At 63.2% G+C, this 24,068-nt stretch carries 22 protein-coding genes, 1 pseudogene and 1 riboswitch; of the genes and pseudogenes, 9 read left to right on the top strand and 14 right to left on the bottom strand.

The genetic code is table 11. The features are described from left to right. The first annotated feature begins 75 nt into the window (after positions 1-75). Positions 76-167: riboswitch (Fluoride riboswitch) on the top strand. The 7 genes from BH682_RS34565 (at position 151) to BH682_RS34535 (ending at position 4,729) form a co-directional block, all read left to right on the top strand. Next, on the top strand, positions 151-675 hold the full coding sequence (locus tag BH682_RS34565) for a FluC/FEX family fluoride channel (protein WP_064074694.1): 525 nt from the start codon (positions 151-153) through the stop codon (positions 673-675). Its footprint overlaps the riboswitch before it by 17 nt. Continuing rightward, positions 672-1,037, top strand: a complete 366-nt coding sequence (gene crcB, locus BH682_RS34560) for a fluoride efflux transporter CrcB (RefSeq protein WP_064074695.1) — start codon at positions 672-674, stop codon at positions 1,035-1,037. Before BH682_RS34565 ends, crcB begins: the two co-directional genes overlap by 4 nt. Positions 1,038-1,047: 10 nt before the next feature. Next, a complete protein-coding gene (locus BH682_RS34555; RefSeq protein WP_064074696.1) occupies positions 1,048-1,596 on the top strand; it encodes a universal stress protein in 549 nt (182 codons plus the stop codon). A gap of 49 nt (positions 1,597-1,645) precedes the next feature. Then, positions 1,646-2,920 (top strand): MFS transporter, encoded by a 1,275-nt coding sequence (locus tag BH682_RS34550; RefSeq protein WP_371736607.1) that lies wholly within the window; start codon positions 1,646-1,648, stop codon positions 2,918-2,920. Positions 2,921-2,949: 29 nt separating this feature from the next. After that, the gene (locus BH682_RS34545; RefSeq protein WP_064074697.1) at positions 2,950-3,678 is read left to right on the top strand and encodes a phosphatase PAP2 family protein; all 729 of its coding nucleotides are present in this window, start codon (positions 2,950-2,952) and stop codon (positions 3,676-3,678) included. Further along, positions 3,675-4,238: a histidine phosphatase family protein gene (locus BH682_RS34540; RefSeq protein WP_064074698.1), complete on the top strand. Its 564-nt coding sequence runs from the start codon at positions 3,675-3,677 to the stop codon at positions 4,236-4,238. The genes BH682_RS34545 and BH682_RS34540 overlap by 4 nt, the downstream gene beginning before the upstream one ends. A 140-nt stretch (positions 4,239-4,378) precedes the next feature. Then, positions 4,379-4,729 (top strand): universal stress protein, encoded by a 351-nt coding sequence (locus BH682_RS34535; protein WP_075836588.1) that lies wholly within the window; start codon positions 4,379-4,381, stop codon positions 4,727-4,729. A gap of 74 nt (positions 4,730-4,803) precedes the next feature. Here the strand turns inward: BH682_RS34535 and istB are convergent, their stop codons facing one another. Beyond that, positions 4,804-5,595: an IS21-like element IS1415 family helper ATPase IstB gene (istB, locus tag BH682_RS34530; RefSeq protein ID WP_003944771.1), complete on the bottom strand. Its 792-nt coding sequence runs from the start codon at positions 5,593-5,595 to the stop codon at positions 4,804-4,806. Next, positions 5,595-7,133: pseudogene (gene istA, locus BH682_RS34525) on the bottom strand (IS21-like element IS1415 family transposase). Before istA ends, istB begins: the two are co-directional and overlap by 1 nt. Before the next feature lie 185 nt (positions 7,134-7,318). Here istA and BH682_RS34520 point away from each other — a divergent pair. Beyond that, the gene (locus BH682_RS34520; RefSeq protein WP_075836586.1) at positions 7,319-7,507 is read left to right on the top strand and encodes a hypothetical protein; all 189 of its coding nucleotides are present in this window, start codon (positions 7,319-7,321) and stop codon (positions 7,505-7,507) included. A gap of 625 nt (positions 7,508-8,132) precedes the next feature. Here BH682_RS34520 and BH682_RS34510 read toward each other — a convergent pair. The 12 genes from BH682_RS34510 to BH682_RS34455 all read right to left on the bottom strand — a co-directional run bounded on the left by BH682_RS34510 (position 8,133) and on the right by BH682_RS34455 (position 22,852). Further along, on the bottom strand, positions 8,133-9,005 hold the full coding sequence (locus tag BH682_RS34510; protein WP_064074700.1) for a TniQ family protein: 873 nt from the start codon (positions 9,003-9,005) through the stop codon (positions 8,133-8,135). Further along, positions 9,002-10,042, bottom strand: coding sequence for a TniB family NTP-binding protein (locus BH682_RS34505; RefSeq protein WP_064233800.1), 1,041 nt, complete (start codon positions 10,040-10,042; stop codon positions 9,002-9,004). The genes BH682_RS34510 and BH682_RS34505 overlap by 4 nt, the downstream gene beginning before the upstream one ends. Before the next feature lie 5 nt (positions 10,043-10,047). Then, complete coding sequence (locus BH682_RS34500; protein WP_064075566.1) at positions 10,048-12,132, bottom strand: Mu transposase C-terminal domain-containing protein; 2,085 nt, start codon at positions 12,130-12,132, stop codon at positions 10,048-10,050. Then, entirely contained in the window at positions 12,129-12,863 is a 735-nt protein-coding gene (locus BH682_RS34495; RefSeq protein ID WP_182262169.1) for a TnsA-like heteromeric transposase endonuclease subunit, read from the bottom strand. The genes BH682_RS34500 and BH682_RS34495 overlap by 4 nt, the downstream gene beginning before the upstream one ends. A 420-nt stretch (positions 12,864-13,283) precedes the next feature. Then, positions 13,284-13,892 (bottom strand): hypothetical protein, encoded by a 609-nt coding sequence (locus BH682_RS34490; RefSeq protein WP_047269939.1) that lies wholly within the window; start codon positions 13,890-13,892, stop codon positions 13,284-13,286. A gap of 16 nt (positions 13,893-13,908) precedes the next feature. Next, positions 13,909-15,552, bottom strand: coding sequence for a M23 family metallopeptidase (locus tag BH682_RS36980; RefSeq protein ID WP_075836582.1), 1,644 nt, complete (start codon positions 15,550-15,552; stop codon positions 13,909-13,911). 6 nt (positions 15,553-15,558) lie between these two features. Further along, positions 15,559-17,799: a hypothetical protein gene (locus BH682_RS34480; protein WP_052959880.1), complete on the bottom strand. Its 2,241-nt coding sequence runs from the start codon at positions 17,797-17,799 to the stop codon at positions 15,559-15,561. Next, entirely contained in the window at positions 17,796-20,336 is a 2,541-nt protein-coding gene (locus BH682_RS34475; RefSeq protein WP_075836580.1) for an ATP-binding protein, read from the bottom strand. Before BH682_RS34475 ends, BH682_RS34480 begins: the two co-directional genes overlap by 4 nt. Next, positions 20,336-20,980: a hypothetical protein gene (locus BH682_RS34470; protein ID WP_075836578.1), complete on the bottom strand. Its 645-nt coding sequence runs from the start codon at positions 20,978-20,980 to the stop codon at positions 20,336-20,338. Before BH682_RS34470 ends, BH682_RS34475 begins: the two co-directional genes overlap by 1 nt. Before the next feature lie 59 nt (positions 20,981-21,039). Beyond that, on the bottom strand, positions 21,040-21,396 hold the full coding sequence (locus BH682_RS34465) for a hypothetical protein (protein ID WP_075836576.1): 357 nt from the start codon (positions 21,394-21,396) through the stop codon (positions 21,040-21,042). A 20-nt stretch (positions 21,397-21,416) separates the two neighbouring features. After that, the gene (locus BH682_RS34460) at positions 21,417-22,526 is read right to left on the bottom strand and encodes a conjugal transfer protein (protein WP_075836574.1); all 1,110 of its coding nucleotides are present in this window, start codon (positions 22,524-22,526) and stop codon (positions 21,417-21,419) included. Further along, positions 22,523-22,852, bottom strand: coding sequence for a hypothetical protein (locus BH682_RS34455; RefSeq protein ID WP_075836572.1), 330 nt, complete (start codon positions 22,850-22,852; stop codon positions 22,523-22,525). The genes BH682_RS34460 and BH682_RS34455 overlap by 4 nt, the downstream gene beginning before the upstream one ends. Positions 22,853-23,183: 331 nt before the next feature. On the opposite strand from BH682_RS34455, the gene BH682_RS34450 reads away from it, so the two are divergent. Next, on the top strand, positions 23,184-24,035 hold the full coding sequence (locus BH682_RS34450) for an RNA polymerase sigma factor (RefSeq protein WP_075836570.1): 852 nt from the start codon (positions 23,184-23,186) through the stop codon (positions 24,033-24,035). Positions 24,036-24,068: the final 33 nt, after the last annotated feature.

The raw sequence follows: 24,068 nt of genomic DNA, 5'->3' as shown, positions 1-24,068 counted from the left end.
GTTCACGAGAGGAGTGGGGTCGTGAGGCTCGAGTGTCCCGGAGGCGACAGCCGCGGCCCAGTCAGGATATATTCATCAATGACAGGCGATGGATCTCCGCCTAGACACACCCTCCGGAGGGTTGTCTGAACCGCCCCACTCCCGGGGCTGATGGCTCCTTCCCACCGTGGAAGGACTGTGCCTGTGACCCGCCCCACCGATCCCGCACCGACGCTGCCGGTCGACCCCGATTCCGTTCCCCGCGAGCCGGGGCCGCTGCATGTGCGCCCCTCGGCCATCGCCGCCGTCGCCGCAGGTGGGCTGCTCGGCGCGCCGCTGCGCTACGGACTGGGCGTCGCGTTCCCCACCTCGGCCGGACAATTCCCGTGGACGACGTTCGCGATCAACATCGCCGGCGCCCTGCTGTTGGGATTGTTGCTCGAAGCCCTCACCCGCCTCGGTGAAGACGCCGGGTGGCTCCGGCGGGTGCGGTTGTGTGTCGGCACCGGTGTGCTCGGCTCGTTCACCACCTACAGCACCCTCGCCGTGGACACCGATCTGCTTCTCCGTGATCACCACCTGTGGTCCGCGGTTCTCTACGCGGTGGCCAGTGTGGCGGTCGGTCTCCTCACAACCGCCGCCGGAATCGCGGCCGGGGCACGGATCCAGACCCAACTCAAGGAGGACGGGCGGTGATCACACTGTGGATTGCACTCGCCGGTAGCGCCGGCGCGGTGAGCCGGTTCGTTCTCGACGGGGCGATCCGAACCCGGCGTAGTGCCGAATTCCCCTGGGCCACAGTGATCATCAACATCACCGGCTCCTTGATCCTGGGACTGGTCACCGGAGCCGTCCTCTTCCACGGCGCCTCGCGCGAGCTGCAGTTGATCGTCGGAGTCGGGTTCTGCGGCGGGTACACCACCTTCAGCACGGCAAGTTTCGAAACGGTGCGGCTGATTCAACGCCAACGCTATTGGCCCGCTTTCGGTAATGCGGTCGGGACTCTGGCCCTGACCGTGACGGCCGGCGCCGCAGGTCTCGCGTTGGCGGGACTGTGAGGAGAACACGATGAGCAAAGACGCACGTCACCGGTTCACCGAGAACTTGAGGTCACTCGAACCGCTGCATATCGACGGGCCACCGGCAGTGCCTGCGCCGGCGTGTCATCTGGTGGTCGGCTTCGACCGCAATGCCGGCTCCCATTCGGCATTGCGGTTCGCGGTCGACTTCGCGCTGCGCATCAATGCCGGTGTGCACGTGGCGCACAGTGTCGACCCGAACGATCTCCCCATCGATCCAGATTCCCCCAACTACGAGAGGGAACTCGCCGACGGACTCGAATCCGAACGTAGCGAGGCGTGCGCGATGCTCGCACCGCTGCCCGGGAACTGGTCGTACGACTGCACCCACGAGGATCCGATGCGGCTACTGATCTCGATCGCCGAGCGTCACGACGCGCTGATGATCATCATCGGCACTCCGCGGCGCGGCTTCGTCTCGATGATGGAACGGGTGTCCGGTGAGTCGGTGTCCGCGCACCTGATCCACAAAGGCCACCGGCCGCTGTTGATGATTCCGGCGCAGGCCCGGTTCTCCGGATGGACGGCCACACCGTGATGGCTGCTCCGCCATCGAGGACAGAGAATGACGGAAGGACACACACCTAGTGCCTGATCGGACCGATGGGCAGGAAATAACCAGCACTGCTACCCGCATACCGTTGACACCGTGGCGATTCATCGTCGCGTTCGGCACGGTCAGCTTGCTCGCAGACTTCGTGTACGAGGGCGCCCGTTCGATCACCGGGCCGCTACTCGCCTCACTCGGTGCCACCGCCCTGGTCGTCGGCATCGTCACCGGTATCGGTGAAGCCGCAGCCCTGATGCTCCGACTGGTTTCAGGTCCGCTAGCGGACCGAACCCGCAAATTCTGGACATGGACCATCTCCGGCTATGCCCTGACCGTGGTGACAGTTCCGTTGCTCGGCATCGCGGGAACACTCTGGGTGGCATGTGCATTGGTCATCGCCGAACGCGTCGGCAAAGCCGTCCGAAGCCCCGCAAAGGACACTCTCCTCTCCCACGCCACCGCTGCGACCGGCCGCGGTCGCGGTTTCGCCGTCCACGAAGCACTCGATCAAGTCGGCGCGCTGATCGGTCCGCTGGTGGTCGCTCTCGTCCTGGCAATCACCGGCGGAGACTACGGGCCTGCATTGGGGATTCTGGCGCTACCGGGCGTGGGAGTAATCGCGATGCTGGTGTGGTTGCGAGCCCGCGTCCCCGACCCGGTGCTCTACGAAATTCCCCACCGCACCGAGCCAGGTGAGGAGACCAACCCCGATCATCTCGCCCACGCCCCTCGAACCCACTGGTGGCAGTCTCTGCCCGAATCGTTCTGGGTCTATTCCGGGTTCTCTGCCGCGACGATGATCGGATTCGCCACCTTCGGGGTGCTCTCCTTCCATCTGGTCGCTCGCAATATCCTGCCCGCGGCTGCCGTCCCGCTCGTGTATGCCGCGGCGATGGGCGCCGACGCTGTCGCTGCACTGGTAACAGGATGGGCATACGACAAGGTCGGCGCGAAAGTACTCGGTAGTCTTCCCGTCCTTGCCGCTCTCGTGCCTGTGCTGGCATTCACCGACTCCGTGGTCGCGGTGATCGCCGGCGCGCTGGTATGGGGAGCGGCCGTCGGCGTGCAGGAGTCGACGCTGCGCGCGGTCGTCGCCGACCTCGTCCCACCACCTCGCCGTGCCACCGCCTACGGTCTTTACGCCGCGATCATCGGAGTCGCCACCGCCGTGGGCGGGGCCTTGACCGGACTCCTCTACGAAGTCTCGATCCCGATCTTGATCGGCACCGTCGTCACCATTCAAATTCTCGCTGTCGTGTGCCTGATCGGCACCACACACATTCGATCTCACACCAGTCGTTCCCCTTCCTGAATTCATCCTCCGATCGGACGGTTCCTTTCGTGTCCCACCACCCCGATACCCCTGGCCAACCGTGGATCCGGCCGCTGATCGCGGCGATCACCTGTTTTGCCGTGTTGCTCGTCGTCGGTGTCTTCTCGAAGACGTGGGTCATCGAGCACGGACTGGATCTCGACGAAGGGATCGAACGCCACCGCACATCGTGGGGCGTCGTGTTGGCTGAGGTGGTGACCGATTGTGCGCAACCTGCGGTCGGAGTCGGCGTCGTCTTCGTTCTCGCAGCCTGGCTCGGGATGCGTCGGCGCCGCTCGGACGCGATCCTCGTTCTGGCGATCATGGCGGGAACACTGATCGTCTCGACCGTCGCCAAGTATGCAATCCGGGAGCCCCGGCCTCCGGTGTCGTTGTGGGCGATGACGCCGGACACACACTGGTCGTTCCCCTCTGGACATACCGCCGTGGCAGCGGCGGGTGTCGGCATCATTGTTCTGCTGACCGCACACTCACGCTCGGCACTGCGCAGGGGCGCCCGTCTTCTCGCAGTCCTGTTCGCCCTCACCGTCGCCGCATCACGCCTGTATCTGGGGGTGCACTACCCCAGCGACGTGATTGCCAGCTTCCTCGCCGCCGCCACCGCCATTCTCGCGGTTCATGTCGGCTCTCACATCCCTGCCGGGTTCCGCTTGGTGACCGGCCGATGGCTACGTAATGGCATCGACGCGCCGAATGTCGTTGACATCGAAGAACCGATGAGAGAGGACTCGTCATGACCTCGCAGCTCTACCTCGTCCGCCACGGACAAACCGCCCTCAACGCCGAAGGCCGCCTACGCGGCCTGGCCGATCCACCGCTCGACGAGATCGGCGAGCGACAAGCCGCCGCCGTAGCGAGGGCCCTGAGCGATATCGGAGCGAGCCTTGTTCTGTCCAGTCCACTCCGCCGCGCCGTCCGCACCGCGCAGATCATCGCCGAGGCGCTGGGCATAGAGCAGCGCATCGATGCACGCTTGAACGACCGCGACTACGGGTTCTGGACCGGGCACCGTAAGAGTGAGGTACTAGCAGAATGGGGCACCGTCGATGCAGCGCCCGGGGTGGAGACGTCCGAGACGGTTCTTACCCGTGTCCTGCCCGCACTCGACGAATTCGCGGTACCGGGCGCCGATTCGACACCGTTGATCGTCGTCACCCACGACGCCGTCATCCGGCCACTGATGCTGCACATCGACCCGGACGCAACGACGATCACCGTCCCCACAGGGTCCTACCAGGTGCTCATCTACCTCGAGGGGAGGTGGAGAATCGATCTCATCGATCAGCAACCCCTCTGACCATCACCTCGGATGAAAAGCGTCACCCATCCCGTCCCGGTGCCCGGCAGTGCGACTGCCCTTGCGAGCCTGCGAATTCCGGGCGAGCCTGCGACTTCCGGCACCAGATGCGATGGTCGTCCACCGTTCCAGGAGACCCCATGAACAGCCAGCAGAAGATTTCGCACGCGGCGCACTCACCACTGACCTGTCATCTGCACGAAACCCGCTCACATCTACCCGTCGCAGGTCACATCGTTGCCGGCCTCGGTTCCGGCGCCCCTAGCAGTAACGCACTGACATTCGCCACGGATTTCGCAGCGAAGCAGGGCGCAGCATTGCATATCGTGCACTGCATCGACGTCGAAGACATGCCCGTCGAAACCGATTCCCCCTATTACGAAGATCGCTTCCACCAGGCTGTCACCGCCCAACGCGATCGCGCACTCGCGATACTGCACGCCTTCCCCGGTGTCAATGGCCACGAAGTTCTCCCCGTAGGCGGCCAGTAGTTCTCCCCGCTGGTGGCCACGGGTTCTCCCCGGTGGCGGCCAGTTGTTTTTCCCCACCCGCTTTCTGATTTGGGTTAGCTGAAGGGCTTCACCCCCTTGCCGGTGGTGGCTTCGGTGAGGCGGAAGGAGTCGCCGTCGGTGACGACGACGTGCGCATGGTGCAGGAGCCGGTCAACGGTGGCGGTGGCCAATGTTTTGGGCATGATCTCGTCGAAGCCGGAGGGGTGCAGGTTGCTCGAGACGGCAATCGCTCGGCGTTCGTAGGCAGCGTCGACGAGGCGATAGAATCCTTCGGCGGCGTCTTCAGAGACCGGGAGCAGACCGATGTCGTCGACGATGATCAGGTCGGAGCGGATGATCCTCGTCAGGGCTCGGGCGATGGAGTCGTCGGCACGGTGCCGGCGGACCAGGGCACCGAGGTCTTCGATGGTGAACCAAGACACCGCCAGCCCAGCTTCGACTGCGGCCTGCCCGAGTGCCTCGGTGAAGTGAGACTTGCCAGTTCCCGAAGGCCCACAGACGCAGAAACATTCACGCCGCCCGACCCACTCCAGGGTGCGGAGCGCGTCCTGGGTGGCGCGGGGAATCGACGATTTCGTTTCGTCCCAGTCGCCGAAGGTCTTGCCGGTAGGGAAACCCGCGCGTTTGCGGCGAGTGTGCAGGTTCGCCCGGTCCCGGCCGGCGGCTTCCTCAGCGAGGAGAACCCGCACGACTTCGGCGGGGTCCCAGCGTTGGGCTTTCGCGGTCGGGATGATATCGCTCAAGGACCTGCGGATATGGGGCAGTTTCAGGCGTTTAGTCAGGTCGATCGCCTCGGCCAACGGGTCGCCGTTAGCGCTGGTAACAGTGCGCAAAGGGGTGCTCATCAGGCGTCATCGCTTTCATCGTCAGTAGTGGCTGGGCTGGCCGGCGCTGGTGTCTGGCCGAAGGTGGACCAGGCGGCGGTGCCCGGTTGCAGAGTGTGGTTCTCGCTGCGACGGACCGGATCAGCGTGTTCGTGGGTGACTTGGTAGTCGAGGATCGAGATCAGGTCCCGATCGGCGAACCGGCCGGTCATCGCCGCCGTCCCCAACGCTCTGTCGACTGCGTCCGGGGAGTGCAGCTTCGAAAGGTCCACGGCCTCGGCCATCTTCGCCCTGATGCGGCGCGCTCCCGCGGCGGCAGCCTCGACCAGCCAGCTGTTGGCACCCTGGCCCAACTGTAGGAAGGCGAGCTCGGCGGCGGTACGAGGCTTGGGCACCGGTCGGCGGCGTCGCGTCTGGGCGGGGTGGGTAGTGGTCGTTGTCGAGGACCGGTGAACCGGGTTGGCCGCGGCGGTGCCGCGCGACTTCGACTGCACCGCCATCATTGTCGACGGCGTCACGATCAGCTCCTCACCATGGAAGCGGGCCCAGACCCGAGTGTCGATCAACGTGTGCGGCACCGAATACCGCACCCCTTCCACCGAGATCGGTCGACTCCCAGTTCACCGCCGGGTGGTGCCGAACACCGCGGTGAACGGAGATTTCGGCAGCGGATGCAGCCGCTGCAACTCTTCGGCCAGCCGCTCGACCGGCCGCCGCCGAGTAGAGCTGTGGACGCGGGTGTTGACGTCGGTGCAGAACTGCCGGCAAGCCGACTCGAGCTCACCGAAAGAGTGATACTGCTCGCGCAGGTTCACCTCCTTCGGCAACAGGTCGGCTTTGGCGATCCGCACCGTCGCCTCACTTCCTCCCTTCGACTCCGGATCAGCAGGTAAACACGTCCGCAGCGTCGTGCCGTAATGCCGTGCCACCTCCACGATCTCCGGATTGCGGACCGCGATCCCGGCCACGTGATCGATCGTCGCGGTCTTCTCGTTGTCGGTGAGGACATAGACCGGAACCCCGCCCAAGCGGCGGAATGTCGCATCCAAACACGCCGCCACCGTCGGCAATGTCTTGTCCCAGATCGGGATCACCACCCGAAATCGCGACCACGCCAACCATGCGCAGAACAACGTCGTCTTCCGGCCGGAAATCGTTGGCCCGTCACCGAAGTCGTACTGTAACCACAGCCCAGGTTCGGTTACCCACGGCCGATACACTCGCCGCCGACCAGCCCGAAACTGGGCCTTCGCCTCCGCGACCGTCCGGCGCGTGGTCCGCTCACCGCCGGTGAACCCCAGCGCGACGATCCGTTCGTGGATGACATCCGCGCGGACCTTGCCCTGCGAGCGGACCACCAACTCCTCGATCTTCGGCAGAAAGTCGTCGATCGCCCGCGCTCGATGCCGCCGGCGGTCCGGCGGCTGCCCCGCAGCGCGCATCTGCACATACCGGGCCACCGTGTGGTGATCACACCCAGCCAGCTCCGCCGCCGCCCGATAACTACCCGTGAGGTCGTACGCCTCCAAAATTTCCATGATCTCCCTGCTCGATTTCATCCACCCAGCGTTGCCGGGACCGAATCTGACTCACAGCAGGTGGGGAACTATCTGGCCGTACGCGGGGAGAAACCATGGCCACAAAATGCGCCATAAATGGCCGCCAGTGGGGAGCTTACGATGGCCGTCGACACCCCGGTAACTGGACCTACGACTGCCAGCGCGCCGAACCTGCACAATATTTGATGACAATCGCCGACACATACGGGGCCTTCGTCATCGTGATCGGCGCTCCGCGCCTGGGAGCGGTATCGGCCGGCGGCACTCTGTTCCACACCTCGGTCTCGAGCCGACTGGCCCGTCAGAACCGGTATGCACTGCTCCTGATTCCGGCTACCGTCTCCGCTGCAGCGTGGCCGGACAAATCCACGTGACTGTGTCGGCATTTCGCGCGCCCCGCCGTTCCGCGATGCGATAACGACGGACTGCTGTTCACCTGGTGACGACAGAGTACTGCGCTGATGCGAGACCGCTCAGAGTAGAGATTTCTCCGTGACGACACGCTGCCCGCGGAGAAGAACGCACATAAACTCATCCGCCAATCGGTAGTACATCTGTCGACCGTCTCGTGTCCGAAACAATCTTGCGATCATGAAGCATACGAACAGCATGCGAGACCGCCGATGCTGTCATTCCTGTCCACGGCCATGTCCGTGACGCACAGGGGCCCAGTGCTCAAGCAGCACAGTATTCGTAGTCTATTCGGATCTGCCATCGCCTCGAAGCGGTTGCGCCACAAGTCGATGTCGCATCCGGAGAAGAGGCCGGGTTCAGTCTGCGCATAGGTCTGTCTGCGAACCTCGCGTAAGCCGTGAATACTTCGGATCGCGCCCAGGCCCGCCCGCAGCATCAATGAATGGTGCCAGAATTGATATCAATTTGTTTGCATTCGACTTTCGCAACCCCACAATGTCCGATTTCTGTCTCATTTTCAGGCGATGGCGGCATCAGACACGCCGGCAAGCTGCTCTCTAGTGCAACAAGTCAAGTCGACAGTGGTCAGAGCATGTTCCAGTCGATGCTGGCCCGGGTGAGACCCTCGATCCATTTCACGATGGGGTCGCTTTTGCCCTGTGGCCAGTAGGGATGCCGTTCGCCGCTTGTCCGCCATCCGAGTTCGGTGAGGAACAGATTGCATGTGTGCTGTCTGGAAGCGACCCGCCGCCAGTGCGGTGAGACCAGCAATGCGGCGGTGTTGACGACGTTGGGGTAGCTCGCCGCCAAATATTCGCAGTCGTCGAGGGCGATGAACCGCCTCGCATTCGGCTGGAGGATGCCGAGTCTTTCCTTGACGCCGCTGCACGCGGGAAATGAGACGAGGTTGTTCCACACTCCGCGAGCGACGTCGAAGGCGTATTGGGTCGGTTGCGGTCCGCGTCGTTGCGCCAAGCGCCGATGTCTGGAATGAGCGGCCAGGACTGCTGGTGTGTCGCTGACATCGAGCACGCGGCCGCGATCGAATTGCCCACCGCTGAACCAGATCTGGTGCATCGGGCAGGCATGGACGTACGACGGGTAGTAGCGGGTCACTGGGCCACCTCGGTGACGGTTCGTGCAGGCAGGGCAGGCCGGTCGCGGCCAGTCCGCGAAGCGGGCAGAGTCGGTGTGCCAGTTCGACAACTGAGGAAGCGTGCGTGTGAGCTGCTCGCGTGAATAACCGGTGATGGCGACGAGCCTGGCGAGGTTACCGAGCCGGATGCGTAATCCCAGCCGCGTGGGGTCGAGCCCGAGGTGACGCTTCAGTGCGTCGTTGCTGATGTGGTTGACGACGGCGAGTCTGCGTAGGTAGGACTCGATCGTCTCGTTCATCGAGGGCGGGATGGGAATGGGCAGCGGGCGCGCTTGCCCGCTCAGGCGCCGCCGAGAGGTCATGCAACGCCACTTCGCTTGGCCGAACCCTTGCCGGGAGCCAACTCCGGCTGAATGTTGGCGGCGCGGTCGAGTCGCTGGGCGTCGAGATGAGCTTTGGTGACCTTCTCGCTGCCATCGAGGATTGCGTCGATGGCAGCTCCCCGGATGAGGTGGGACAGGCTCCCGAGCATGCCGTTGGTGCGCTGGTAGAGATATTGGCCCTGACGGGCGAGGGTGCCGGGTTTGTGCCGATGCAGGCGGAGCGCTTGCTCGAGTGTGACGATGAGAGCGCGCCAGTGTTCGCGCTGCGCGGTGCTGCCGTAGGCGAACGGGTGGGTGGAAATAGTGGCGAAGCGGCCGGCGATCTGGCGGCCGCGGATGCCGGAAAACAAGCCTGCATGTTCGACGTCGATTCCGGCGTAGACGAATGTCGCCGGGATGCGCTCGGAGAAGTATTTCAGTTGATCGGAGACCTCTGCACCCGCTCGGGTGGTCAGCGAAATGTTGTGGATCTCATCGACGAGGACCAGATCGCAGCCGACGTCGCAGAGGACCGCGCAGACGGAATTAGTGATGTCGGTGAGATTGGCGCGGCCCGTGACCGGGAGACCGAGGAACCGCGCGAATTCGACCGCGACCATGCGCGCAGTCGCAGCCGGGGGCAAGGTGATGTAGACGACCGGAATCCGTGTCCCCCGAACCGGATTGCGCAAACGCGTTCGAAGCTCATGGGCCAGCCCCAACTGGGTCAACGCGGTGGTCTTGCCCGTACCCGCGCCGCCGGTGACGATCAGCCCGCGCCGAGCCGATATCTGGCGGCGATTGAGAATCAACAGCCGCCGAACGGTTTTCGTGATGTCCTGGATGGCAGGGGTGTTCACCACGATCAGTTCGGAGTGGTAGTCCAGCCGGGTGTCGTCGTAGTCGGCGCGTTCGGACGGTGCCAGCTCGCACCAATCTCCGCGCAGCTCAGGCGCAGAGCGGTCACGGCCAACCCAGCGATTCCAGCCCTCCTTGGTGGTCAGTGGGGCGTCCGGTGGCGGGTCGAATTCACTCATGCTGGTCACAGCCACCTCTCGGCCTCCGCGGCGGCATCGAAGACACCGAACGGGATCACAGTGCCCAGCTCGCCTTCATCACCGCCGCTGTCCTCGTCGAAGTCGTCACCACCGTCGAGCACACGCAGATCGACCGGCACGACAGTGGCTCGCTCAGGTGCCGCAGCCCGGGTACGTGCCGCCACCTTGCGATCAGCCTTGGTCCTGGCCGCCGACTGCGTATCCGGGCCCGCGGACGCGCGATCCAGCAGATCCGCCAGCGCCCGCGCGGTCGCGGTCTCCACCGGTTCAGCTGTCGGCCCGGCGTCGGCGACGATCTGGCGGGCGTGACGCCAGGTAAAGTCCGCGAACGGAGCCGACACCATCGGCAGATGCGTCCAGGTCGCTCGGATCCAACCACCTTCGTAGTGGTTACGAACGAACACCTGCGACAGGTCGTACGGGTCGTAGCGGACTTCCCAAGCCCCGTTGTGCGCGGTGACACCGGAATGCTGGCGGCGATAGGGATTGAACCCGCGATCGTCGTACGTGCGCCGGTCGAGGCGCACCCCGTAATCGTTGATGGCGCGCCATTGCGAAGGCAGCAGTTCGATGTAGTCCTCACCGCTGAGCATCAACGGCAGATAGCCTGCGGCGCTGACCAGCACCGCGTACATCTCGTTCGGTGACACCGCCTGACCGCTGTCGGGACTGCGCAGCCCGTCGTGTGGACGGCGCTGCCAGTGAATCACCCACTCGTCGAACAGATCCTGCAGTTGCGCCAACGACCACGCAGCTTCGTCCTCGACATGCGCGCCGCGGCGGCCGACATCGCGGCCGACGTAACCGGCGACATACTGGCAGAACAGGGTGTTGATCGAGGAAAATGTCCGCTCGATCACGCTGTTGTCGGTCGGCGTGCGCGGATGGGACGGCTGAACCGACATGCCCAGCGTCTGACATGACCGCAGGAACGTTTCGGACAGGTAGACCTTTCCGCGGTCGCAGCCGATCGTCTCCGGGACGATTACCGGTTTCGCCGCAGCCTGCTCCATACGGATGTCGATGTCGGCCAGACTGCGATACGGCAACCGCGACACCGACATCCGCAACGTCTCTGCCCAACCCGGGCGCATCGGCTCAGGTACCAGCATCCGCGCCAGCAGCATGGATGCATCCACAGCCTTGGTACCGACCGGGCGGAGCACTCCCGCCGCGATCGTGCGCGTTGCGACATCGACCGCTGCGGTCAACTCGACTCGTCGGGCGCTCCCGTCGTCGAAGACTGCCAACACGTCCAAGGGTGTCGTGTCGATCTGAACGTGTTGTCCCGGCCGCGACGCCCATGTCGCGGTGAAGGGGCCGGTCGGCCGATTCGCCGCGGATCGCCGCGTCTTCGCCGAACCGAACGTGTGCTGTCCCGTCGACAGCGCTGTCACCAACCGGTTGAATGTCGCCTTCGACGGCATCGCGACCGCCCCGTCACCGTGCCGTTGCACCAGAAGCATTTCTACCTGCCGGCGCAGTCGATCCCGGGTTCCGGTGGACCGTTTCGTTTCCCCGTCCAACGCATCCAGGACCGCTGCCACCACGCGCTCGTCAGTGCGCCGATAGGTCGACGACGGCCGTGTCACCCTGCCGTCGACCAGCCCGCGCACGCCGCCGGAACGATAGCGGCTGCGCATCCGCTGAACCGTGATCGCGCTGGTCGGGAACCCCGCTGCAGTCAATTCGGCGGCCTTGGCTGCCTCGCGCTGGCGAATGGTGGTCCGCGCCGGGTCGTACTCGGGTCGAGGAGTGGCTCCTGGATCCGCTCCGGGCGGCAACCCGGTTTGGACCTCGACGACGTGTCGTTCCCAGTCACGAGCTCGCTCGGTGGCATTAGCAGGAACGTCGGCGAGGCTCTGCCCAGCCAGTCCACCCGACCCGAACCCGGCGTCGGACTGGCCGAGGATTGCGAACCCCGGCGAGTCCACCAGATGCGACACCAGAACCACCGACGCGGTCCCATCTGCCGCTTCCAACCTCACCCGTACACCGGACAGTGCCACCACCAGATGCTCGTCGTCGTCGAAAAATATGCGGTCTCCGACCTTCAGCAGCTTCGTCATCTCGCCGCCGCCACCGATACAATCGACATCGACTCCAACCGCTGTGACAGATCCACCATCAGCTCCTTCGACCACAACAGGTGATGCAGAACCGGCAATACGGCCACCGGATCGCCTGCCGAACGCGCGCCGCCGATCAGCGGCTGAGGTTTTGCGAACGCCGCCACCAATGTCGCCGCTGTCGATTCCACGCGGTGACGAGGATGTCGATACCCGGCCAGCCACTGCACGTTCGCCAACCAGACCCGATCGTGCTCGCTCACTCGCCGATAAACCCAGCCCATCGACGCGCATGCCCGCGCGGTCGCAGCGAACGCGACCTCATCCCGTAGCTTGATCCGTGCCGCAGGTCGACAATCGGTCACTACCCCGGTGCCGTCGGCGCGGCGGGCGAAGAAATCCGGTGCATGTGATCGACTCCTTTGCCCATCGCGCCAGAACAGCCAGAACGGTTGCGCCGCGATCCCCACGACGTCGGGATCGAAGTCCAGCGCCAGTGCCTCGTCGCGCTCCAACCACGACTCATACTCCACATGCGCCGACACCGTCGCCGACCAGTACAAGCCAGGATTGTGCCGCTGTCCCTGATATGACGGAATCGATCGGATCGGCGGAACCCGTTCGAACCGCACCGCCACCGCGTCCGCCAGCGAACACCGAACCTGTGCCCCGTCCGAGCCGACGAAGCCGATTTCGAATGCGTCCTCAACAGCGTGCAGTCCGACCGACAATTCCGCGCTCCCGTCCGTCCGCAACCAACCTGATGTGGGCAGCGCTCATGACACATTGGCATCAGATGCACTGAGTCCGCATCACATTGGCGTACTAAAAGATCAGATTCACTGAGTTCGCATCAGATGCAATGAGCCAGGACATTTCCGGTGGACACCCCCTTGACAGGGGAGGTACGCTCCGACGTGACGAGCTTGCGAGTCTAAGGACGGAGCGCATCCCCCCAGCCCAGGGCTATATTGCGCTATTGCCACAACTGCGTCAGCACACAATCTCTCTCACGGTCAGATCCGCATGACCCCCTTACAGACGCCTTCCAATCGACCGTCAACGGCAAGTCTGTGCACACACGAGAAAGGGCCGAGGCCACATCCATCGGATGCGGTCTCGGCCTTCTTGTTGGAATGTTCAGCGAATAGTCAGTACGCAGTTTTCATCGGCTGGCAGGTACTGACCTGCCAACCTGTGGAGCTGTACTCCACTCGAATCGCCAGTTCGAGTCCGGTGTCGTAGGTGGCGATGAAGTCCGAAACAGAAGCTCCGGTGGAGTATTCGGTGAGGTCGACCAGCTGCGCCGGCTGCACCCGACGGACATCTGTGCTCGCGTAGCCCTGCGCCAGATGAGGTGTCACCCACCTGCTCACACGGTCGAACCAGTCAGCGCCGGGTGTGGTGAAGTCTTGCGCGAAGCCGCGGGCGACCACCCGGTACTGGCCGGCCACTCCCATCGGGGTGTTGTGGTCGGCGTCCGTGCCGTCACCGTGGTCTTCTTCCGCTTCGGTAGGAGGAGCCTCCGCCACGTATGTCGTGGTGGGTGTCTCCGAAGGCGTCGAGGAGTCATCTGGTCGATCGATGACCAGCGTGTAGAGCAGAAATCCGCTGATCAGAGCTATGGCAACGACCGCGAATCGATGTCGGCGTAGTCCGGCAATGACCACCTGTGAGCGTGGTGGTTGCTTCTGCTCGGTGGGTTCATTCTCCTCGGAAAATTCCTGGTCATCAGGGTTCCCCAGCGGTGGCAATGACATCACGTGCTTCTCTCTTTCAGGGGGTCAGGCCCATGGCTTGCAGATACGGCATCGGATCAGTGCTCTTGCCGTCCACCCGAACCTCGAAGTGCAAGTGGTCGCCGGTGGAGTCTCCGGTTGTGCCGACTCCACCGATTTCCGTTCCCGCGCTCACCTGATCTCCGACCTTGACTTTGATTGCGCCGTCGACTTGGTGTGCGTACCGGGTCTCAGTGTTGCCGGTGGTGATGACAACACAGTTCCCGTAGCCATCGCCGACGTTGCTCGCTTGTGTGACGGTTCCTCCTGTCACAGCGAAAATCGGGGTCCCGGAGGCTGCTCCGAAGTCGAGACCGGCATGCATCTGCCCGCCCGTTCCTGTTGGGTTGGAGCGGTAGCCGTAGCCGGAGGTGATCGTGTATTTGCCTGGGTCGACGGGTAGCCGCGCGTTTCCATCACCGATCGCGCCGGCACCGGGCGCGGCGATCGCGGAATTGCCGTAGACGCTGACGTGGACATGGTCGCGGTGGGCGACGGTGTCGGTGCTGTTTCCTCCGAGCGGGTAGTCGTAGGGTCCCCAACTTCCTGGTTGCCCTACTGCGTCCTGGCTTCGTGTCCAGATTTTCTCGTACCAGATGACGTACTTGACGCCCAAGGCGTCGGCGTTCTTGACGACGAAGTCCGCGATCGCGTCGCCCTTGGCCCGGCCGGCGGGGGTGCGGTAGTCGTCGTCGCCCTCGGTCATCATCGCGTCGACGGCGCGACCTTCTTGATGATCCCGGTCGACGCCCGACGGGCGATCTCCGATGTTCGCCCAGGGCCGTTCTCCGAAGGTTTCGGTGATGCACCGCATCACTCGGAGGGCGTCGGGTGTGAGTCCCTTTTCCGCAGGGTTGTTGGTCGGTGCGCAGTCCATTGCCGCGCCGCCGCCGCACAGGACGTCGGCAACGTCGAGCTCGAAACTGTCGCCTACGTTGACCGGGCTGTCGCCCACGTCCTGCGGTCCGCCGGAGACCGGCTTGTCGTATTGCGGGGGCAGCGCGGGTGCGTCTTTGCTTGCGCCTTTGTTCTCCGCGTACAGACGGCGAGCGATGATCTCGTCGTCGGCGTAGGCATCGGGGTACAGCGAAACTTGCACCTTCTGCGCGGCAACGGTGACCGGCAACGATTCCCAGCCGGGAACCTTTTTGAGAGCTTCGTAGAACTTGACCGCGGCGATCTGCGGGTTCATCAGCTCGTCCATCGTTCCCCACCACGGATACTGTTGTTGCAATGGATTGACGCTGCCGTGATCGTTGCCGACCGCGTCGTGCGGGTAGTTCAACGACTTGGCGACATCCATTTGATCGGCTGCCAAGATGCCGGTTCCGTCGTTCGCGTAGTTCTTGAATCCGGATTCTTGAGAGGCGGTGGAGAGCGCGACGATGATGCCTTGATCGGAGAAGCCCATCTGTTCGCCGACGGCAATGATCGTGCGGACGATCTCCGTTTGTTTTCCGGCGAGAACGGAGGGGTCGGTCGGTGCCACTTCGGCGCCGGCAGGCGCCGTGACTGCAGGCCCGCCGCAACTTGTCGAGGCATCCGACCCGCTACGGAGCAGCATCATGATCGGGATGGCGACGATCATGACAGCGCCCATTACTGGAACGAGAGCCATCGCGATCCAGTGCTTGTAGTTCATTGCCGCCTACCCGGCGGAGCGTCGGGAGGGCCGTACCAACTCGGACGGTTGCGGGCGAGCTGTGGACGGCGAAACCCGAGGCACCGCCGAGGACTCGTTGGTCGCCGGTGACTCCGAGGTTCGGCGGGTAGAGCTCTTCTTGGGTTCCGGCAACAAGATCGGCGAACCATTGCTCGTGCGGTACTCGCGGAAGGTGTCTCGCCCGACGTTGGTGGTCTTCGGTGTTGCTCCACCTCGGTCGCCGCGAGCGGGCCGAGAGGCAGTGGAGACGGGTGCGTTGCTGACCGGCTTCTTGATTCCAGGCTTGGCCACCTGGTCCCGGCGCGGACGCGGTGCACCAGTGGATACCGGGACACCGGCGACCTTCGATGCCGCCGCTGCGGTCGCTGAAGACACTGCCGATTTCGCGGCGTCCTTGCCCTTCTGCCCTGCCGCGAGCGCTGCGGCAGTCGCAGTGGAGTCCTTTCCCTTCGTCTCGGCTTTCTCGGCCGGCTCGACGTCCTTGCCGGCGGCACGCTTGTTCTTGACCGCTTTCACACCTGCGACTGCTGCTTTACCGACGAAGTAAGCCGCAGCAACCCCGCCGGTTGCGGCTGTACCCGTTGCCGCACCGGCGGCTTGCGCTGCGCTGCCTGTGGCCTTCGCTGCAGTTGCGCCATGGCGGGCCGCCTTGGCGCCGTGCTTGGCGAGCGTTTTTCCACCCTGGTAGACCTGCCGGCCGACTTGTGCTGCAGCTGCGGCGTTCTGCATCGGGCTGGCGACCGGAGTCGACTTGCTGATCGCGGTGGGCGCTGCGCCGGGCCGGGTGGCCATCTTCTGTGCGAGGGTGTCGGAGAGCTTGCGTAGACGTTTGATCCCTCGGCGGAACATGACCAGCCCGACGAGCAGGACGATGTCGACGAAGACGAATTTCTCCATCAACCCGCCGCTCTCCGTATTGAAGAACGAACGCACCACCAGCAGATATGCCGCAACGAAGACAACCGCGAACACCATGATCAAGATGGACATGATGACAGTGGAGGCGGTTTTCAGCAGCGATCCTCGGCCTGCTCCGGGCAAGATGCCGAACACGAGGGCGGGGATCGCTTTGACTGCTGACCCGAGTGCTGCCGCTGCTGCCATCAACATCGCCCCCGCGAACAGGAAGGCGAAGAGCATGATGATCGAGCTGCCGGGTACGAGGATCAGGCCGCCGATGACCTGGGATGGTCCAGGGTTGTCGGCGTAGTCCTTCATGTCTTTCGCGCCGGATCCGTCGCAGTCGGCGATGTTGTCCTTGAGAGTGTCTTTGTCGTTGCCCTTCTTGTCTTCATGCGCCGAGTCCCACGCCTCGATGCAGTCGGCGCCTGCAGAGGGGTCGCTGTCGATGACTGTTCCGAAGTTCAGCAGTTGGGTGGGTTGCCGAATGAAGCTGTCCGCCAAGCCCGCTCCGATGTCATTGATCATTTCGTCGGGACTCGAGTTCATGTCACCGTCGTTGGCAAGTCCCGCGGCGATCTGCAGGCCGGCGTCGCGGCCCTGCATGATCAGCCCGTCTTCGCCGGCGATGCGCTCGATCGGGTTCGAAAGGACACCCACGGCCAACGCTGCGATCGCGCAGGAGATCATGAGCTCGTAGATGCCGGTCGACCAGCGTCCGCGGATAATCCAGATCGCAACGACGCCCGCCGTCACTGTCAGAAACGTGGTGGTGAGGTTGAACTGTCCGGTGATCGACGTGACCGCATCGCCGAGCGTTCGTACGGGTGCAACGATTTTCGGAAGCCAGTCGAACGACATGCTCCAGGTGATGAACCAGATCGCCGCCCCTGAGATCGCTCGATAGATCTCGAACTGGATCTGGATGATGATGGAGTACGCCATGTAGGTGGGGTGCCGAGCGGAACCTTCGTCGATCGAGAGGTAGTACCGCCATACGGAAATGCCGTGTGAGTCCTTCACCGGCATGAAGTTGAAGTAGCGGTTCTCCGGCGATCGAGATCCGTCTTCAGCATGCGCGGGCAGAGCTGCAATGACCGCGACCGTTCCGATCAAGTGCCAACCGACGACCGTTCTGACTACTGCACGCCGAATTTTCGTTGCCCACAACCACACTCGCAGCCCCTTGGTACGGCGATCGAGTGCTGAGCACACAGGTTGAGGAACCCATGACCAGAGAACCCACAGCAATGCCGCCTTGACGCCGGCGCGAACAGAGAAGACGGTGCGGGACGTGTCGGCAGGCGACATTGCTGTGGCGTTCATGCCTCGATCAGCTCCTTGGGCGCCTTGTCCGGCGTCGTCTGAGTTGCGTGTGCACGGTTCGGCTCCGACGGCATGAGCACCTTGATTCGGCCGATGTTGCCGTAGGCGTCGCGCATGTAGCCCTCCCCGCGGCGATGAGGCTCGACGTATTCGGCGCCGGTGGCCGGGTCTTTGCCCGAAACGGGGGACGTCTGTTCGGTGAGTTCTTTGAACATGTCGGGATCGCTGGGATCCAGACCGACGAATGAAAGAGACCGGCGAGCGAGCGTGGCATCTGTCTGGCGCATCGCGAACCGCGTAGGGATCAAGCCTCGCAAGGTCTCATTGCCCAAACCTTCGTCCGGGTCCTGCGATCCGAGCCCGATGTATGCCTGCTCCTTGCGGCCCTCCCGGAGGAAGTCGATGACGATGTCGACGCCTTCCTCGGCGCGCGTCATGCGGTGGCACTCGTCGGCGAGGAACATCGCGGGCTCAGTCGGATTCGCGAAGCAGATCCCGCGGGCGATCAGACCGATGAGTGCATACATGGCTCGGCCTACGCGCTTCTCCAACCCGAGCTGGCGGAACAGGTGTTCCTGGACGATTTCCTGCTGGCTGGGAAGTTTGACCGTGTGGGTGCGGAAGACGATTGCCTGCGCTGTGATGTCGAGTGCCGGCAGTCCCTTCTCGAACAAGGCCGCTGCATAGGACTTGCGGGCATAGACGCCGAGTTTGTCGGCCAGCTCGATGCGTTGAACGAGGGTGCAATCATCGCTGCGGAGGTGATCGAGGATGTCCCCGAGGCCGCCGCCGAGCAATCCGTGCTCACCGCGGTAGGCAGGTTCGAGGACAGTGCCGAGAAGGACGCCCAGCGGCTCGTCGGGCTGGAGCTGCAGGAGCGGCAGCAGAACGGATGTCGCGACCTCGGCGCCCTTGTCGGGCCCAAAGATACGCAGTGGGTCCAGGCTCCACTTAGGATGAGACAGATCCGCGATGACAGCCTCGGCGATGGTGGCGGCCCATCGGGCGTACTCCCCCACCTCGGTGTGGTCGATAACGACGATCTTGCCTCCGCGATCGTGGAAGGCTCCGCCGATCCCTTTGAGAAGAACCGACTTACCCGATCCCAGCGACCCGACCGCTGCGAAGGAACCCGAGATGTCGGCCGCCGATTTCTTGGCGACGTCGTGGTGAACCACGCCGATCCGAGCCGAGCTGATGTTCAACGCGAGCAGTGGACCCGACGAATCACCCAAGTCGTTGTGAACGCAGGGCACGTAGGCGGAGAAATCGGTGGAGGTGGTGATCTGAGCGAATTCTTTGACGATGGAGGGTGTCGATACTCCCGGGTTGAGTGCGCCCCACAGCTCCTCTTGGAATCCGAGAGGGCTGACCAGCTTGTAACTGGATAGCTCGAACAGCTTCGCGAGTTGACGCGCATCCCGGAGAGCGACCTCTTCGGTGTGCGCCCCGATCGCGAAGATAGTCGTCGACTGGACTTCGACTTCCATGTTGTCGGCATCCATTTTTGCCGCGTACTCGGCGAGGTCCTCCGCAGCGGCGTGGAGAACCCCGTGCCCATGGGACACTTCGCCCTCGCGCTGGCTGAACTGTTCGTTCAGGTTGATCAGGGCACGCTTGTTCTTCTTCGACACCTCTGCCGAGCTGCGTATGTGAAGTCTGATGCCCCAATCGACGTCGACGCCGGCAATGGCATCGGCCAGGGCGAGAAACTCGGAGCCGGGGAAGACTGTGTTGCCGGAGGGTGTGTCGGCCAACGCCAATAGGCATTGGTAGTTCGCGGGCCGCTCCTCGAGAGTCCACGGCTGATCGATTTTGAGGGCCTTCGTCAATGTCGGCGCCTTCGATTTCCAACCAGTACTGGGGCGATCGGTCTGGGCGCCTTCGTCGAACCGTGCGGCAGTAAATGCGGCCATCGGCTTCGTACCGATCGAGGAATAGGAAAGTGGAACGTCCGAATCCAAGCCGAGCCCACGCTGAAGGCTGTGTTGATGCAACCAGATCATCTGTGCGGGCGTCGCCGGTGTGGGACGGAAGTAGGCAGGAATGTCGGCGGCGATCATGTTTGCCTGCGTTGTCCGCCTGGCGACTTCTTCCGGGTCCAGTGATGTTCGCGGGAGTCCGAGATAGTCAGTCAAGGTTGTGCGTGCAGCGGACCAGGCCGCGGCCGCCTGGTTCTTCCATCCCTTGTTGGCGAGGGGAATGGACAGCCAGTAAATGCGCTTGCCAGGTTGAAACATTTCCAGTGTTTCAATGGTGGCGTCGCACTCTGCGGCCCACTGTGGGTGTGCGTCGAGATCGATTCCTTCTTCCATCCGCGCCACTACCGCCTCGGGATTGAGGCTGGCGCAGATTCCGAGCAGAAGCGCTTCTCCGTCGAGAGCACGCAGCAGCATCTTGTGCATAGACCGCGCAGTGCTCTTGTCCTCAGCGGGCCTGTAGCCGTATTCGATTCCGGTCAGGATGAAGTCCGCCCAGACAGTGCCTGAGCGCGTCCACCGAAGGTTTCCTCCGACAGCGGTGATTGGTTGAAGCATCAGGCCTTCTCTCGAGTGTTGTGCGATGCGGCGGCCATGGCGACAAGACGCTGGACGCTGGTGGATGCAGCGGGTTGGGTGGCCAGTGGAGGCCGAGGAATCGACGGTGGTGAAACTCGGCGGCGCTCGGGGGTGTGGTCTTGACCAGGTATGGACGCGGGTTCGGGCTCCATGCGGACCGGGCAAGCTTCGGTGATGTGTTCGACGAGGGGGTGCGCTGCGAGCGAGGGCACCGGCACGAGGGTCACCATGCCTGCGAGTGCGTGTACTCGGGGCCTGCGCGGTGAAGGTCCGGAAACTTTCGGTGCTTGTGCCGGCGAGCCGAGCGCTTTGCTCACGCCGGCGACCATGGAGAGTGGATTCCTGCCGCCGATGGGGAGCTTGCCGAGTCCCCACGCAGTGACCCCGACGAGTGCGAGGAAGACGAATACGTTGCGAATCAGCGAGCCTGTCGCCCAAATTCCTGGTGTCTTCCAGAGCACGAGTGCTACCAGTCCGGCACCGACGAACTGTGTGTAGCTGTACGGACCGCCGGGGAGCTTCTTTCCATCCGGCGTCATGCCGAGCAGCTGCGGGAACTTTCGTGCGCGGGTGTAGTTCTTGACGACCTCTCGGGACGTTGACTGCGGGTCCGATTCGCTCACGGCGTTCGCACCTCCTTCGTGGTGACTCGCTGTTTGGCTGCGTTCAGGGCTGAGGTGAGTTAGATGTCGTGCGGGTCTGGCAGGCTCCGAAATTCGAGAAGGTCAGCACGCGGCTCGGGTGCATCGACGACGATCGAGTGACCCATGGAATCCAGTTCGGAGCCCACCTTGTCCTTGACTTCGGTGACGTTCCAGACGATCCACACGAGGAGTCCCGCAACGAGTCCGGACAGCAGGATGGGAGCCATCGAGAAGCGACTCTTGACTGCGGTGAAGGCGACACCTCCACAGGCGCCGGTGGCAGTGAGGATTCGGATCGTGTCTTGCGTTTCGGTGGCTTTGGTGTTGGTCCATTCGAGGATTCCTTCCGCCAAGAGGTGAGTGTTCGGGTCGAGGAGAAGTGCAGCTGTACTCATCGGGATGCCTTTCGTGGATGTCAGTTGACGGGGGTGGCTGAAGTGGGAGCAGTTGCGCTCGCGGGCGTCGTCGAAACGGAAGCAGAGGGCGCACCGCTGGCTGCTGCGTTCTGTTCGGGGGCAGGAAGCAGCGGGCTGGGGTCCATGGCGGAAACCTCCCATCGGCCGCCGCGTGAGGTGAGAGTGAGTGGAAACTGGCCGGTTACCGACTCGGTAGCTGTCACCGAAAGTTCGGCAGTGGCGAGCACTCGGATCTTGATTCCGTCGGCCGGCGCTTTGTCAGCTGCCTCACCGGAGAAGTCGCGATCGGAAACGAGATCGACGACCTTGACGCTCTTGTACGGGGCTGGGCTGATCGCCCGAAGGGAGGTCCCTGGCGCGATGTATCGCGAAATTTCTCCCGTTCCTGCGGTCAAAGCTGCGAGGAACTGTTGGACTGCGGTGTTCGACGGATGCCCGGCGACAATGCGGTACTTGTAGCCAAGATTCACGTCGGGCCCGGTTGCAGGCGCCGGAACGGGTGACGGGATTGATGCCGCACGGGCCCGGCCGTCGTTCACGACAACGGGTACTGAATAGAAGCGTCTCTGCGCGGCTTCGGAGGGTTCGGACACCTGTCGCACGGAGGCCGAGACGATGACGGAGTAGACCTCGGACTTGTCGGTAGTTGGCGCACCAGTTCCGGATGCTGCGGCAGACTTCGCGGGTGCTGGTTGCAGTTCGACACTTGCAATTCGCGCATCGCTGGCAACGAAGAGCGCTTCCGCAGGGAGCTTGATTCCTTCCGAGCGAACGTATGGTGCGAGCGACTTTTCGGCACCACGTTTCGCTTGAAGCCACGTCACAACGAACTGTTGCGCGAGGTCTTCCGCCTGTGTCTGTGAAGCGGTGTTCACGGATGTCGTGGACTTCGGTTTCACCACCGTTGGCGTGGACACGGTGAACCCGGACAACACGAGAACGAGTGCCAGCACTCCAGCTCCGATGGCTCCGAAAAGTCCGAACCGGACCAGTTGCGTCTTCCGATCCTGGGTGCGCGCCCACGTCGCTTGTTCGCTCTGCGGTTCGTTGTCTTCGACGGCGACCTTGTCCGTGCGGGGCTTCCGATTCATCCCCTTGAAGCGACTCATGAGGCGCTGCCTTCGCTCTCGATGAGCGGCGCGACGATCGACAGAGTCGGCGGCTGTGTCGCAGCCTTTCGGCTCGTGTTCATCCGACCGAGCGCTGCACGTGCGCCAGCCGCAGGCTCGCCCAACAGGTAGTGGACCCGCGCGCCGGCCTCTGGACTGAGGGGGTGATCTGCAAGCTCCGACAGTGCGGTCCGCAGTTGTTCCTGTACGGCGAACACCAGACCTGCATCGCGTAGCTGGCCACCGAGATCGTCTGATTCACCACTGAAACGAGTGAACGGGCCTCTCCATGGATCGGTGCTCACCTGCGGGTCCGGCTCGGCCATGTCAGGTCCTTCCTCTCGTCTGGCTCTCGGCAATTTCGAGGGCCTCTACAAGAGAGGAGGTTCGATTTTCGGATTGCTGTGACAGGTCTCGGCGAACTTTCTTCAAAAAGTTTTCGGAAGCAGTTTTCGGTGTCATTGCCAGTCGAAGAACTGCCTGCTCGGGCGACCACCTGCGCAACTCACTGTGACCGCGTTCACGGTGGATTTGAGTCGATCGGGGTGGCCGTGGCAATAACAGAAGCCCCAATGGCAATGACATACATGCAGGTCACGGCAATAACCCGTTGATCTACTCCTATGCAGACCAATTCCTTCTGCATAGGAGATCGCCGTGGACACGTCCATCCACGCGCACACCAGCGCCGCCATTCCCGTCAACTCGACCGACTTCCTCGCGGTCCTGCATCAGCAGTGGATACGAGAGTCCGCGACGCCTTCTGCTCGTATCGAACTCTCGCAGTGGGTCAACACCCGGCCCGAACTTGTGCAGGCCGAGTCGTTCGCGGAACTGAAGGCACTCACCTTCTGTGAACCCGACGCCGTTCTGTCGGTCCTACTTCACGCACACCAAGCGGGGTCGTCACTGGCGGGCAGCACGCTCATTGAATTCATGCGTCCGAAACTGAGCGGGATGCAGAAGTACGCACGAGTCGCCAACGGCGTTTCCGTCCGGGCCGCGTACGCAGACCGGACGGCTGCGACGCTTCACGCATTCTGGGAAACCATCTCGACGTATCGCGGAACTCACCGCGGAATCGCAGGGCAACTCGCGCTCAACACCCTCCACAAGATCACCGCCACGACTGCGGTTCTCGACGTCGCTGTCGACGACGCCCACTTCCAGATTGCAGATGCCGAACGGGCAGCGGAGGAGTTTCTTCGGGACGACGATCCCACCGAGATAGATGTCATGGATGTGCTGAATTGGGCAGTAGATCAGGGCACCATTTCGGACTCCGATCGCACACTGATCACCCGCTCGTACATGAAACAAGACGGTGCCGATATCGCCGCTTTAGCGCAAGAAATGGGAATCACCCACGCCGCCGCACGGAAGCGGTTGAGTCGCTCGATCGCCCGGGTTCGTGACGCCGTGTGCGATCACCTCAACGTCCCAGAACCCAAAATCAAGCGAATCTCCATGTACCGATCAGCGAAGAACGACCTTCCCCTCGCAAGCTGAGTTTCACTCCACTCACGCCCTCAAGACAAGGAC

Origin of the sequence: Rhodococcus sp. YL-1 (assembly GCF_001942025.1) — a bacterium.
GTDB classification, from domain to species: domain Bacteria; phylum Actinomycetota; class Actinomycetes; order Mycobacteriales; family Mycobacteriaceae; genus Rhodococcus_F; species Rhodococcus_F qingshengii.
Note: the sequence above shows the minus strand (reverse complement) of the source record. Positions and strands in the feature narration are given on the sequence as shown.

Bases quoted from the DNA above. Each gene is read 5' to 3' on its own strand.
- BH682_RS34455 (WP_075836572.1), bottom strand. From the start codon at position 22,852: ATGGCCGAGCCGGACCCGCAGGTGAGCACCGATCCATGGAGAGGCCCG.
- BH682_RS34460 (WP_075836574.1), bottom strand. From the start codon at position 22,526: ATGAGTCGCTTCAAGGGGATGAATCGGAAGCCCCGCACGGACAAGGTC.
- BH682_RS36980 (WP_075836582.1), bottom strand. From the start codon at position 15,552: ATGAACTACAAGCACTGGATCGCGATGGCTCTCGTTCCAGTAATGGGC.
- BH682_RS34555 (WP_064074696.1), top strand. From the start codon at position 1,048: ATGAGCAAAGACGCACGTCACCGGTTCACCGAGAACTTGAGGTCACTC.
- BH682_RS34480 (WP_052959880.1), bottom strand. From the start codon at position 17,799: ATGAACGCCACAGCAATGTCGCCTGCCGACACGTCCCGCACCGTCTTC.
- BH682_RS34500 (WP_064075566.1), bottom strand. From the start codon at position 12,132: ATGACGAAGCTGCTGAAGGTCGGAGACCGCATATTTTTCGACGACGAC.
- BH682_RS34490 (WP_047269939.1), bottom strand. From the start codon at position 13,892: ATGTCATTGCCACCGCTGGGGAACCCTGATGACCAGGAATTTTCCGAG.
- BH682_RS34510 (WP_064074700.1), bottom strand. From the start codon at position 9,005: ATGACCTCTCGGCGGCGCCTGAGCGGGCAAGCGCGCCCGCTGCCCATT.
- BH682_RS34475 (WP_075836580.1), bottom strand. From the start codon at position 20,336: ATGCTTCAACCAATCACCGCTGTCGGAGGAAACCTTCGGTGGACGCGC.
- BH682_RS34520 (WP_075836586.1), top strand. From the start codon at position 7,319: ATGACAATCGCCGACACATACGGGGCCTTCGTCATCGTGATCGGCGCT.
- BH682_RS34565 (WP_064074694.1), top strand. From the start codon at position 151: ATGGCTCCTTCCCACCGTGGAAGGACTGTGCCTGTGACCCGCCCCACC.
- istB (WP_003944771.1), bottom strand. From the start codon at position 5,595: ATGAGCACCCCTTTGCGCACTGTTACCAGCGCTAACGGCGACCCGTTG.
- BH682_RS34505 (WP_064233800.1), bottom strand. From the start codon at position 10,042: ATGAGTGAATTCGACCCGCCACCGGACGCCCCACTGACCACCAAGGAG.
- BH682_RS34540 (WP_064074698.1), top strand. From the start codon at position 3,675: ATGACCTCGCAGCTCTACCTCGTCCGCCACGGACAAACCGCCCTCAAC.
- BH682_RS34535 (WP_075836588.1), top strand. From the start codon at position 4,379: ATGAACAGCCAGCAGAAGATTTCGCACGCGGCGCACTCACCACTGACC.
- BH682_RS34465 (WP_075836576.1), bottom strand. From the start codon at position 21,396: ATGAGTACAGCTGCACTTCTCCTCGACCCGAACACTCACCTCTTGGCG.